This window comes from Peribacillus sp. NPDC097295, assembly GCF_044761665.1.
Lineage (GTDB): Bacteria > Bacillota > Bacilli > Bacillales > DSM-1321 > Peribacillus.
The window spans coordinates 22,343-35,255 of sequence record NZ_JBIWCW010000021.1 but is presented as its reverse complement, the minus strand read 5'-3'; the positions used below and the strand labels follow the sequence as shown (position 1 = coordinate 35,255).

The window sequence follows — 12,913 nt, the reverse complement described above, 5'->3', positions numbered from 1 at the left end:
AAATAAAATTATAGTTGTACCAATCTTTTTACAATCTTAACGGTTGCCTCAGCAGCTTCCCTGACTTCCTGCTCGGTATTGTTCAGACCAAAGCTGAAGCGAATCGCATTCTTCGTCCGCTCCGAACCTTTTCCGAACATCGCGACCAACACATGCGACGGTTCGATTGACCCCGCCGTACAAGCAGACCCGCTTGAAACCGCTACACCGGCCAAATCCAGATTCACGAGCATCGATTCGACATTCGTACCAGGAAAGCTCACATTCAGCACATGTGGCAGCACATGCTCCCTCGATCCGTTAATCTCATATTGTACCTCCGCCTCATCAAAAACGGCAAGCAATACGTCTTTGAAATGGTTGTATTGCTCCTTTTTCTTCTCCATCGTACTTTGGGCAATGGACACAGCCTCCGAAAAACCAGCAATCGCCGGGACGCTTTCCGTTCCAGCGCGCCGCTTCCGTTCCTGTTCCCCACCGTATAAATGAGGAGGAAACTTCAATCCATCACGCATATATAAAAAGCCGGTTCCTTTTGGTCCATTGATTTTATGAGCGGAAACACTCAACAAATCCACGCCCAGCTCACGGACATCGATAGGAATGAGGCCATATGCCTGCACCGCATCCGTATGGAAAAGGGCTTGATGTTCCTTCAGTAGCTGTCCGATCTCAGCAATCGGCTGGATCGTGCCCACTTCATTATTGCCAAACATGATAGAAACCAAAATCGTATCATCCCGCAATGCCGCTTTTAAATCGACAATCGAAATAAGCCCCGCTTCATTCACAGGTAAATACGTGACTTCAAAGCCAGACTCCTCAAGGAATTGACAGGTATGCAAAATCGCATGATGCTCAATCTCTGTCGTAATGATGTGCTTGCCTTTTTCCTTATTCCCATGCGCAGCCCCGATTATCGCCGTATTATCCGCTTCCGTTCCACCACTTGTAAAAATGATCTCATTCCGTCCCGCTTTAATGCTTGCGGCAATATTCGAACGCGCTTCATCTAAAACATGGCGCGCTTCCCGCCCGAACGCATGAATGCTCGACGGATTCCCAAAGTCATGGCTCATGACTGACATCATCTTATCAATCACACTCGGATGCATCGGTGAAGTCGCAGCATGATCTAAATATATTCTGTTCACTTATTTGTCGCCTCCATAGAATAGTTGACTCTAGTGTTTCCCAAAAAAATGCCTATTCCCATAGGATTTTACCTTTAAATCAACCAGTAGTCCAATAACTCAGATACATGATTTTTTAAGATAGAACCCTTTAGAATAGGTATTTTTGCTTCATATTAAAAACTTATATATAGTACATGTAATCGTTCGTTTCACCATTGTCTTTATAGTTGGCCAAATCGACCAACGTCGTATTGTCCAGCACTTCTTTAACGGCATCGCGAATCCTGATCCAAAGCTGGCGCTTCACCGGCTCCTCATCCTCGATTCCTTCAACCGGGGTAATCGGCCCTTCCAAGACGCGAATGACATCACCAGAAGTAATCTCATGAGGATCTTTCGATAAGACATATCCGCCATATGCCCCACGAACACTCTTCACCAATCCTGCATTACGAAGGGGCGCAATCAGCTGCTCCAAATAATGCTCGGACAAATTATGCGTTTGAGCAATCGACTTCAAACTCTTCGGTCCCTCTCCATAATGCTTAGCAAGTTCAATCATAATCGTCAAGCCGTACCGGCCCTTAGTAGATATCTTCATTTATATACACCTCAAATTATTAATCCGTTACTAAATTCTCTTGAAATTATAGCATATCCCCGTTAGAAATGCATTCACCCGCTATTCATTTGTCAAATTATTCTAATTGGAGTGGTTGGGAAAATGGTGTGATTGTTGAATTAACATCCTGAATGTTGAATTATTGAACATGAACGTCGAATTCCCGGAAAATCAAAAGGGATTTTGCCAAAAACAGAGAATATTTACTCTAAATTAAAAGGAGAGTGATTCCCATCATTATTAAAGATTGCGAGATTCCTATAAAAACCCGCATGCTTGAAGCACTTATAAGACGCATGCCCAGCAGTCATCCACTACAACCTATCTTGACCTCAGACTTCAACAGAAACATGGCAGGTTACAAAGGAGAACTTCGAGTCATTTCCGCTTTAAAAGCACTTCCTGAAAAAGAGTATCTAATCTTTAATGACCTCCGCCTCCTCGGTTCCCCCTACCCCTTCCAATTGGACATCCTCATTCTCACTCCCTACTTCCTCCTCATTCTTGAAGTCAAAAACATCGCTGGTGAAATCTATTTCGATAATACTTTCAATCAACTGATCCGAACGAAAGCAGATGGAAAGACAGAAGCGTTTGACGATCCAATTTTGCAAGTGAATCGGCAGCGCCAACAATTAGTGGAATGGTTAAAATCCAAAGGGTTCAAAAAGCTTCCGGTGGAAACGCTAGTCGTGAGTGCCAATTCCTCAGCTATAGTACGGGCATCAGATACAGCTTTGAACAGAAAAGTGATACGTAAAGATTATCTACTTTTGAAAATTGCCGAATTCAAGGAAAAATATAATGAGAAAATCCTCACACCTAAAGCGCTGAAAAAACTATTCGCTTTATTCATGAAAGAACATACACCTCATCTATCAAACCTTTTAGATATCTATAAAATCCCGGCCGAATCCCTGCAAACCGGCGTCTACTGCCCTCATTGTTGCAGTCTGTCCATGGAAAGGCGATTAAGAAGGTGGGTCTGCCGCACATGTTCGTCTTCGTCATACGATGCTCATATCTCTGCACTTTGGGATTATGCCTTCCTCATCAAACCTACGATTTCTAACGGTGAATGTCGTCGCTTCCTCCAACTTCAATCATCATCCAGTGCAAAGAATTTATTGCTTTCCCTGAACTTAGGTCATATTGGACAGACCAAGGGTAGAATGTATCTCTTAGATTCACTTATGTTGAATGAATAGCGTGAATGTTGAATTATTGCTTTGAATGTTGAATTATCTTGCTGAATGTTGAATTACCCCTTCCAACCATCGAATTCTCCGCCCCCCGAACGCATATTCAGAGCATTTCCCCCTCCAATTGTGATACCTTATATAAAAAGGAGAGGTGCCCCATGAATATTAAACCGCTTGCCTTCCGGATGCGGCCACGTTCGATTGATGAAGTCATCGGACAGGAGCATCTTGTCGGCGAAGGAAAAATCATCGCAAGGATGGTGAAGGCCAAGCAGCTGTCTTCGATGATACTGTACGGTCCTCCCGGAATTGGGAAAACATCGATTGCGAGCGCCATTGCCGGTAGCACCAAGTTTGCCTTCCGGACACTGAACGCCGTCACCAATAACAAGAAAGACATGGAAGTCGTCGCTGCCGAAGCCAAGATGTCCGGCAAGGTGATCCTGTTGCTCGATGAGGTCCATCGCCTCGATAAAGCGAAACAGGATTTCCTCCTACCCTACCTCGAAAACGGGATGATCACCTTGATTGGCGCGACGACAAGTAATCCTTATCATGCCATCAATCCGGCCATCCGCAGCAGATGCCAGATTTTCGAGCTAAAGTCATTGGAAGTTACGGATATAATCAAAGCCCTGGAACGTGGACTACAAGATGAGGAGCGTGGACTCGGTCACTATAAAACGGATGTCAGCACCGATGCCCTGGCACATTTTGCGACCGCTTCGAACGGGGATGTCCGCAGTGCCCTTAACGCTCTAGAGCTCGCGGTTATATCGACCGAGCCTGACGAATCAGAAACGATTGCCATCAATGTAAAAATTGCCGAAGAGTGCATGCAGAAAAAGAGCTTTTCGCATGACAAGGATGGAGATGCCCATTATGACGTCCTATCCGCCTTCCAAAAATCAATCCGTGGTAGTGATGTGAATGCGGCCCTCCATTATTTGGGCCGATTGATAGAAGCCGGCGACCTTGTCAGCATCGCCCGTCGCTTGGTCGTCATCGCATATGAAGACATTGGCCTGGCTAATCCACAAGCTGGTCCTCGTGCCCTAGCAGCGGTCGAAGCAGCCGAGCGACTTGGCTTCCCGGAAGCCCGGATCCCTCTAGCCAATTCCGTGATCGAGCTCTGCTTATCACCGAAATCAAATACCGCCTATAAAGCCATTGACGCGGCCCTCGCCGATATACGTGCGGGACATAGCGGCGACGTACCCGATCACCTTAAAGATGCCCATTACAAAGGGGCCACAGAACTGGGCCGCGGTGTCGACTACCTCTATCCGCACGATTACGAAAGCGGATGGGTGAAACAGCAGTACTTACCGAACAAGCTGCGCAACAAAAAATATTATCAACCGAAAAAGGGCGGAAAATTCGAACAAGCCCTCGCCTCGGTGTATGAAAATATCGAGAAAAAGAAATAACTCCGGATCCCTGAGATCCGGAGTTATTCATTGTGGAAAATGAAAGCTTTTCACATGTCGCATATTTACATAGAATACTTCGCCTTGAGCATTCATCATCTGGATGGCATGATCCTTCAGTTGAACGATTCTACCTATATCTCTATGGTCCTGTCCTAAATCGAGTACCACCAGTTTATCGGTCAACTTTTTCAGCTGTTCCTCCAAGGTCCGTGCCCAGCTAAGACTGGAAACCTGAAGAAGCTGCTCGCTTTTGTTCAATCCGTATGGCCCTTTTTCATCATCACAAACCGTCAGCCACTTTACGTGCTCCATCGAGATGAACATCGTTTTATATACAGGAGAGTGAAAAATGAAATAGTTATTCATGATGCCCACAATATACCCATAAATCGGTTTCTCTTTACTGAGCAAAATTTCCACAAAAAGCCCTTTTGCATTCATCAGCATCTTCCGGAATGACGACTCACTGATTTCCGGGTCCTCTCCCCCTTCAATCTCCTCATCCGTTATCGGAAAAGAATAATTCTTAATATGACGCTGCGGTACATAACGGTACACCTCCCCCGTATACAGGACGATGATGTCTGCACTTTCTTCTATTAAGTTCCCATACACTCGGATATTCCCTGAGAGTTCTAAATCGATATACCGACCAATATAATTTGATAACAAGTATGGTCCTCCTTCTTTTAGTAAAATCCTAGCTTACTAGATTAACAGCTTGGCCCATTTTCATGGATGCCTTTACGTACATTCAGGTATTGTTTACGAAGCCTGTCCTCTTTTAATAAGAAGGCACAACAACTTCATGGTTGCTGTACCTGTGTGGTCGATCTTTATAGAGAAGTATTTGAAGCTTTGATCAGGTTCTCTAGCCATAATTTCTTAAACGTATTTACGCGTGGTCTGCTTTGGTCCGTTCTGTGACGACGGCGACGTTTCTTACAACGGTCTGAACTTTCAGGCGAGCTGCTGCTTTCACATGATGATGAAGATGAACTTTCATATGAACTGCTTTCACTTGATGAACTCTCATACGAACTGCTCTCACTTGATGAACTTTCAACGGCTTTACATTCGCACGATGAACTCTCACTGGAGCTGCTTTCACATGATGATGAGCTCTCATACGAACTGGAACTGCTTTCACATGATGAGCTTTCACTCGAACTACTTTCACATGACGATGAACTCTCATGCGAACTGGAGCTGCTTTCACATGATGATGAGCTTTCACTCGAACTACTTTCACGTGATGATGAACTCTCATGCGAACTAGAACTGCTTTCGCTCGAAGAACTTTCATGGGAAGAGCTTTCCTTATCTTTATCTTTCCCTCCACCATCATTTTCCCTTGGGAAAAATAGTCCGATGGATTGGATTTGATTTGTCGTGACATAGAATATTTCGTCTTTATTGACGACCACGATATATTCATCAGTGACTTGTATCAATACACCTTCAACCTTTTCTGGCCCGCCTGCATGAACCGAAATCCAGAAATAAATTAATTGTGTAAGAGCCCCATTCAGCGTCGGGATATCAACGATTGGAAACTCCGGCCATCTTGAATGGAAGGAAGTCTCAACAATGGCTACGCTTTTAATGAGGGCAATCGGGAATAAAACCAGCCCGTCCTTTTTAGTGGATAACACTATAAATTCTGGTGTGAACTCGATTATCCGGCCAATTTTAGAAGCTGGACCACCGCCATTCACTTGTACGTACCTGTTATCTAGTGTTTCCAATAAGCCCAAGAACGTTGGTGGAAATGCATACCCATCATCGAAAGGTGGTAGAAGATCCTCACGAGATTTCTTTGCATTCACAACCACGATTTTCAATTGTGCAATTGTGTAATACACAAGTTGCTTATCTTCAGTCAGAAGGACGATATATTCTGCATTCACTTCTATCAGCCTGCCTTCTCTTGAATCAGGCCCACCTTTAAATACTCTTACAAATTTCCCCTGCAAAGCTTCAAGGTACGGTAAACTAATTATTTCTGCCATTTCTCCTTTAGCCTCCAATAGTTATAGTTATTTATACTTTAGTGATATCCGTACTGCATATATATGCGCCTGCTTTCTATTGCGGACTCTTCTACGCACCCATTTTCCAGTAAATCGTCGTTTACCTAGGAAGACTTCACGAAAAATGACCAAGACCAAGCCTATATCAAAAAAATTAACCCCGAATCATCATCCGGGGTCTCCTCTATTTTTCTTTTTTATATGAAATCCCAACTCTGCCACTTTCCTCTTGCCCTGACTTCGTTGTCGTCACATATACTTTTCCTGCTTTCTTTCCCAGTTGCTTTATAGAAAGAGTGGCCTGTTTCCCGTTAGCCGTCCCTTTCATCAACACTTTCCCTTTGCTTTGTGCATTATAGACTTTCACCACATCGCCTATAGCAAGGGAACTGAATACTAAGGTATCCGCTTTTCCTTTATGATTTGCTATCTTAACCTGGCTTGTTTTCAAGGAAGGCGAGGTTTCTCCCTTAAACGTTTGGGCGACACGATCACTTTCCCTCAAAGGCGATTTCGTCACGGTCACGTAGACCTTGCCTGTTTTTTTGCCAAGCTGGTTGACCTTCAAACTCACGGAAGTTCCTTTCGCGGTCGTTTTCGCGAGTACATTCCCTTTGCTTTGTGCATTATAGACAGCGATGATATCGCCTTTTTTCAGTTTGCTTACCTGTACACTATCCGCTTTCCCTGTATGATTCGTCACTTTGATTTGGGAAGCCTTTAACGGGGCGTTCCTATCCGAAATACTAAATTCGTATGGAACATCGACGGAATCATCATGATTTTCCATTACAAAGTAATACGTCCCTTTTTTCATATAAGTTGTGAGGCTTCCGTTTTCTTTCGAATATAATTCACCAAATTGCTCGCCCATGCTATTCTCAATTTGACCATGCCAAATCGTGTCACGCTTTTGTTTCATCGCCAATGTGACATTCCCGTCTTGAGGGACAACGAATTTAAACATATCACGATCATCCGAGTGACTAATGACTCCTTTATAGGAAGCATTCAGAGTGATGGTATTTGCGGTAGCTACCTTATCATTCGATTCTTTTTCATAATAATCGCTTTTTATGTATTTCGTTGTGAATTGATAATCAGCTTTGGAAACTTGTCCGCCGCTATTGTTGATGGAGACATAGTACGTCCCTTTCGGCAAACCCACTTGCACTTCATCAAACCCGGATGTATCATCCTGCCTTTTCGTATAAACGAACGTATAGATGTAGCCTTTACTATTCTGAATCTGCCCCGCAAATGAAGTCTTGGCATTTCGCTTGATTGATAACGTGACATTCCCCGCCTCAGGTAAAGTCACTTTATAGGAAATCCCCTTCTTATTAGCTAAAGATCCCTTATACATATTGTTCACTTTAATCGTCTTTGCTTGATTCAAGGCCGCAGCCTGCCCATCCGTTTTCCCTGCCACTGACAGCATGAACATGAATGCTCCAATCACAATCAAAAACCGGATATATTTTTGTTTCCGCACATCGTTCATTTCCCTTCATATGTAAAATAGTAGTTAAATGATATTAGTTATATTTTCCTATTAAAATATAATATTTTCAATGATTTTATATGTGGTAATTATAACCAATACCTATTTTACAGTAAAAGTGCTCCAAACCATTATTTAGAATCCGACTATTAACCTATGCAGTCCTTTTATTCATCCTACTACCGATTCCCGCGCTAGCACCCCATAAATATTCCTAACACCCAGACACCTTCACTACTATGCTAATTACATAGCATATAATACTACAATTAAATGTAAGAGATATTATAAAATACTAAAAAAACCTATTCTTTCAATATTGAATTCACTATAATAGACTAAGTGATTACTAAGTGAGGAAGGAAGTTAAATATGAGACATGAAAAAAAGAAGAAAAAGAAACGAACATGGCTAAAAGTAGTCGGAATCATCGTCCTTCTTTTTATACTAGCTGGGGGAGCTTTCGCATTCTCCATTTGGAATTCCTTAACAAAAACCGTAGAAACCATGCATACGCCCATAGACCGTAATACAGATAAACGAGCAAAAGAACTCGCACTATCGGATCAGGAACCTTTTTCCATGTTGATGCTCGGGGTCGATGAACGAGATGGCGACAAGGGACGCTCAGATACAATGATTGTCTTAACCGTTAACCCAGAACTGAAATCGGTTAAAATGCTGAGCATCCCACGTGATACCCGTACCGAAATTGTCGGACACGGTACACAGGATAAAATCAACCATGCCTTCGCTTTCGGTGGAGCTGAGATGGCAATGGATACAGTCGAGAATTTCCTTGATATCCCAATTGACTACTATATGAAGATCAATATGGAAGGCTTTAAAGATATCGTAGACGCAGTCGGTGGTGTCACCGTTCAAAATGATTTAGATTTCAGCTATGAAGGAAAACATTTTACAAAAGGAATCATTAATTTAAGTGGAGAAGATGCACTTAAATATTCTCGTATGAGATACGATGATCCCAATGGTGACTATGGCCGTCAATCAAGACAACGTGCCATCATTGAAGCTGTCATTAAAGAAGGAGCGAGCGTGTCAACATTGACGAGTTACGGCGATGTATTTGACGCACTAAGTAAAAATATCCAGACTAATTTGACGTTTGATGACATGATGGACATTCAAAAGAACTACAGAGACGCCAGCAAAAATATTTCTCAATCAACCATTCCTGGAAATGGAGAGAAAATCGACGGAATCTACTATAATATTGTATCGGAAGAAGAACAAAAAAAGGTTCAAACCCAATTAAAGGAACATTTAACCGTCAAATAACGCAAAACGAAAAAGCTGTCTGGACCCTGTCCAGACAGCTTTTTCGTTTTGACTATCCAACATTCTGACAAAAAATGGACACCCAATGTAGAGATTTGTTGGAATTTTTGTTGTTTATTAGATGTAAAAAGACGGTATAATCTAATAAGAGCTAAGAAATTCCTTCTTCCCCTTGAACATTTCAATACTAGAAACAACATTCTTTGGACTCGAAGGTATTACTAATCATCATTCTAAAACAACGCATTTCAGAAAATAAAAGGAGTGGATTGTATGAAAATCAAGGCAGGTAGTTGGGCAATGCTAAGCAAACAAGACAAAATGTTTATTCTGAAGGCCATCAGTGACCGCTCTAGAATGAAATATGCTTCATGACAAATACCTTAATCCGTCAATTCCCTTATAAATACCCTCTCCCTTTTCGATAAAAGGAGCTAACCTGTTGAAAAAGGAGAGGCATCTATTCAAATGAATAATCCCAAAACAGACGCCATTCGCCTTTTTCCTTCACCACATAACAGTTTTGTTCAATCGTAAACACACCAAACCGAGACTCAAACACCTGAGTGACAGGAATCCTATACGCTCTTTTATGCACCTTACCATCTTTGTCCAAGCGCCAATTCTTCACTTTCTTAGAATGTTCCACATCATACTGAAAGGTATCCACATCCATATGCTGCATAAAGACATGAGCCCGATTTTGCAAGTAATCCGCACGATCCGGAAACCACATTTTCATCTCCGCACTCAATCCCATGACTTCCTGAACTCCGCCTCACTCTCGTACTCATAGAACTCATCGACGAGCCGCTCTGGCCCACTAGGCCAAAGGAATAGGATACTTCCTCCTACCACAAACATTGAAATTATACAGATCCAAATCCCGATTGAACTTCTATTCCTTCTCATCCCCTACATCACCTTCAAAAAGGTCATCCATACACCCTATTTATATGAGAGAAACGACAAAAAAGAAGCAGACGTTTAGACATGCTTCTTACGTGAAGGACGCCTCCACCATCTATTGAACAAAAGAAAACACAAAATACCTAACACTCCACCGAACGTATCGATGATAACATCCTGTACCAAAGGCGTTCGCCCTCCGGTGAATTTCTGATGCAATTCATCCGCACTCGCATAAAGCAGCACGCAAACAAGAGCACCTGAAAGACTAATAACCTTATTCATCACAAAAGCCCGCCAAACACCCAATGTCAAAAAGCCAAACACAAAAAAGATAAAAAGATGTGCACCCTTTCGAATGAAAAACTCAAAAAAACCATCCACCCCAGCAGTATGAGCACTCACCTCAACTCCACCATACATGAACGAAATTCCCTCAAGCAATCCATACCAATAAGGCGTATTGAACTGTCCTAAAAAAGAAGAAAGGCTCTGCTCCTCATACGTCTGCGAGGAAAAAAAGAAAATCAGCATTGCCCACAACGCGAGCAAAGCCGGAAATACCCACTTACACTTTTTCATATAAAGGTCCTTCCATAATCCCACTCAATTTCTCCTTTAGTTCCTCTACTAAATCATATACCGTTACATCTTCTTGTTCTGATTCCACTTTTGAAACCATATCTATTAAAATATCATTAAAGGTCATTAAACATATCCACTCCACTTAATAGTCAAAGACACTAAAAGCATACTTATTTACACTTGGTATAAATAAGTACTCTTACTAGATACTTACATAATATCCTAGTATTATCAAGAGAAAAATAATCACAAATTTAAGAATTGCAATACCAAATGGCACCCTAAAAGATAGGATGCCACTATTTAAATCATATTATTTCTTCTTTCTTCTATTATTATATAAGATAATCCACTAACTCCATAACTGATTGTTGTAATTCCTCTAATAACAATTCGCTCTCTACGTTAGAACTTCCTTTTACACCAAAGTATAATTTTATTTTGGGTTCCGTTCCCGATGGGCGGAGACAGAACCAGGAACCATTTTCCATGTAGAATTTCAATACATTAGAAGTAGGTAAATGTATTTCACTTTCATCCCCAGTTAATAGATTACGACACTGACTGGAGTGATAATCTTCAACAATCTCTACTTTTAATCCACCTATTTCATTTGGAGTGTTATCACGGAACCAGGAAAGAATGCTAGTAATTTGTTCAGTTCCGTCTTTTCCTTTTAATGTGATTGACTTAAGACCCTCTTTATAGTATCCATATTTAGAAAAGATTTCGTACAAGCCATCATATAGCGATTTGTTCTGCTCTTTATAAAAGGCGGCCACTTCAGCAGCAAAGACGGCAGACTGAACAGCATCTTTATCACGAACAAAGTCTCCAATTAAGTAACCATAACTTTCTTCATAGCCAAATAAAAAGCTATTTGCGCCGGTTTGCTCAAATTCATTAATTTTTTCGCCAATATATTTAAATCCTGTCAACGTATCCAAGGTCTCCACACCATACTCAGCTGCAATTTCCCTGCCAATCTCAGATGTAACAATAGTCTTAATGACCATTCCATTTGTAGGGAGTGTCCCGTTTTCTTTTTTTGTTTTCAATAAGTAGTGCAGCATCAGGGCACCCATTTGATTTCCTGTTAAAACTGTATACTCACCTTCTAAATTTTTGACTGCCACACCAAGTCTGTCAGCATCGGGATCTGTAGCCATTAAGACGTCAGCTTCGATTTCCTTGCCATAACGGATGGCTAACTCAAATGCTTCATGCTCCTCTGGATTAGGGGATTTTACAGTCGAAAAATTCGCATCGGGCATTTCTTGTTCGGAAACGACCTTCACATTTTCAAAGCCAAAGCCCTTCAGCCCCTCTCGTACAGGTTTGTTACCCGTACCATGTAGTGGAGTATAAACCAACTTAAGATCCTTACCAACTCTCTCTACCAACTTTGGGTTTAATTGAATGGTTTTCAGTTGATTCAAATACGCATGATCCACTTCTTCACCTATATATGTTAGCAATCCTTCATTCAATAATTCTTCTTTATTCGCTACTTTAATTTGTAGTTCATCATGAATCCCATCAATATAATGAATAATTTTTTCCGCAGCATTCGGTGTAATTTGCCCACCATCTTTACCATATAGCTTAAAGCCATTATATTCAGGAGGATTATGACTAGCCGTTATTACGACCCCTGCATATGCATTCAGATACCGTATAGCAAAGGATAACTCAGGAGTCGGTCGCAATTCGTTAAATAGGAAAGCTTTAATTCCATGCTGACCCACTGTTTTAGCAACCTCTAAGGCAAATTCAGGTGACTGATGACGTGAATCATAGGCTATTACTACTCCACGATTCATCGCTTCCGCGCCCTGCTCTTCTATATAACATGCCAAGCCCTTTGCAGCTTTTCGAACAGTATAAATATTCATCCTGTTGGTACCTGGGCCAAGTTCTCCACGCATCCCGCCCGTACCAAACTCTAAATTTCGATAAAACATATCTTCTACTACATTCTCTTCTAATTGTGCTTTTTCTAATTGATTTCTTAAATCTTTATGTAGTTGTTTATATGTAAGCCAGTGATTGGCTTTTGCTTTATATAACATTTTAAAATCACTCCTTATTACATGGTGTTTATTTACAGTAATTACTTTTTAAGTTACTTATTAAGTATAGAATCATGAGATAATCTTGAAATACATTCACTCTAAATTCCCGAAA

12 protein-coding genes are annotated in these 12,913 nt (G+C 41.5%); 3 read left to right on the top strand and 9 right to left on the bottom strand.

Translation table 11 applies throughout. From position 1 onward, the window contains the following. Nucleotides 1-8 precede the first annotated feature (8 nt). The gene (locus tag ACIQXN_RS19765) at nucleotides 9-1,154 is read right to left on the bottom strand and encodes a cysteine desulfurase family protein (protein ID WP_402970706.1); all 1,146 of its coding nucleotides are present in this window, start codon (nucleotides 1,152-1,154) and stop codon (nucleotides 9-11) included. A 163-nt stretch (nucleotides 1,155-1,317) separates the two neighbouring features. Beyond that, nucleotides 1,318-1,737 carry a cysteine metabolism transcriptional regulator CymR gene (gene cymR, locus ACIQXN_RS19760; protein ID WP_402869723.1) on the bottom strand — a complete coding sequence of 140 codons (420 nt, stop codon included), beginning with the start codon at nucleotides 1,735-1,737 and terminating at the stop codon, nucleotides 1,318-1,320. Nucleotides 1,738-1,982: 245 nt separating this feature from the next. Between cymR and ACIQXN_RS19755 the strand changes: the two genes are divergently transcribed. Together ACIQXN_RS19755 and ACIQXN_RS19750 are read left to right on the top strand one after the other, a co-directional pair. After that, a complete protein-coding gene (locus ACIQXN_RS19755) occupies nucleotides 1,983-2,966 on the top strand; it encodes a nuclease-related domain-containing protein (RefSeq protein ID WP_402970704.1) in 984 nt (327 codons plus the stop codon). 152 nt (nucleotides 2,967-3,118) lie between these two features. Then, a complete protein-coding gene (locus ACIQXN_RS19750; RefSeq protein ID WP_402970701.1) occupies nucleotides 3,119-4,390 on the top strand; it encodes a replication-associated recombination protein A in 1,272 nt (423 codons plus the stop codon). Nucleotides 4,391-4,417: 27 nt separating this feature from the next. Here the strand turns inward: ACIQXN_RS19750 and ACIQXN_RS19745 are convergent, their stop codons facing one another. The 3 genes from ACIQXN_RS19745 to ACIQXN_RS19735 form a co-directional block, all read right to left on the bottom strand. Further along, nucleotides 4,418-5,065, bottom strand: coding sequence for a DUF2642 domain-containing protein (locus ACIQXN_RS19745; protein ID WP_402970699.1), 648 nt, complete (start codon nucleotides 5,063-5,065; stop codon nucleotides 4,418-4,420). Between the two features lie 164 nt (nucleotides 5,066-5,229). Next, nucleotides 5,230-6,405 (bottom strand): hypothetical protein, encoded by a 1,176-nt coding sequence (locus ACIQXN_RS19740; protein WP_402970696.1) that lies wholly within the window; start codon nucleotides 6,403-6,405, stop codon nucleotides 5,230-5,232. 205 nt (nucleotides 6,406-6,610) lie between these two features. Continuing rightward, nucleotides 6,611-7,921 (bottom strand): hypothetical protein, encoded by a 1,311-nt coding sequence (locus ACIQXN_RS19735; RefSeq protein WP_402970694.1) that lies wholly within the window; start codon nucleotides 7,919-7,921, stop codon nucleotides 6,611-6,613. A gap of 381 nt (nucleotides 7,922-8,302) precedes the next feature. Here ACIQXN_RS19735 and tagU point away from each other — a divergent pair, with 381 nt between their 5' ends. Continuing rightward, complete coding sequence (tagU, locus tag ACIQXN_RS19730; protein WP_402970691.1) at nucleotides 8,303-9,232, top strand: polyisoprenyl-teichoic acid--peptidoglycan teichoic acid transferase TagU; 930 nt, start codon at nucleotides 8,303-8,305, stop codon at nucleotides 9,230-9,232. Between the two features lie 460 nt (nucleotides 9,233-9,692). On the opposite strand, the gene ACIQXN_RS19725 is transcribed toward tagU, so the two are convergent. The 4 genes from ACIQXN_RS19725 to ACIQXN_RS19710 form a co-directional block, all read right to left on the bottom strand. Then, the gene (locus ACIQXN_RS19725) at nucleotides 9,693-9,986 is read right to left on the bottom strand and encodes a hypothetical protein (RefSeq protein WP_402970688.1); all 294 of its coding nucleotides are present in this window, start codon (nucleotides 9,984-9,986) and stop codon (nucleotides 9,693-9,695) included. 233 nt (nucleotides 9,987-10,219) lie between these two features. Continuing rightward, nucleotides 10,220-10,723 (bottom strand): VanZ family protein, encoded by a 504-nt coding sequence (locus ACIQXN_RS19720; protein WP_402970685.1) that lies wholly within the window; start codon nucleotides 10,721-10,723, stop codon nucleotides 10,220-10,222. Continuing rightward, the gene (locus ACIQXN_RS19715) at nucleotides 10,710-10,850 is read right to left on the bottom strand and encodes a hypothetical protein (protein ID WP_402970682.1); all 141 of its coding nucleotides are present in this window, start codon (nucleotides 10,848-10,850) and stop codon (nucleotides 10,710-10,712) included. The genes ACIQXN_RS19720 and ACIQXN_RS19715 overlap by 14 nt, the downstream gene beginning before the upstream one ends. A 211-nt stretch (nucleotides 10,851-11,061) precedes the next feature. Then, nucleotides 11,062-12,798: a phospho-sugar mutase gene (locus ACIQXN_RS19710; protein ID WP_402970679.1), complete on the bottom strand. Its 1,737-nt coding sequence runs from the start codon at nucleotides 12,796-12,798 to the stop codon at nucleotides 11,062-11,064. Nucleotides 12,799-12,913 lie beyond the last annotated feature (115 nt).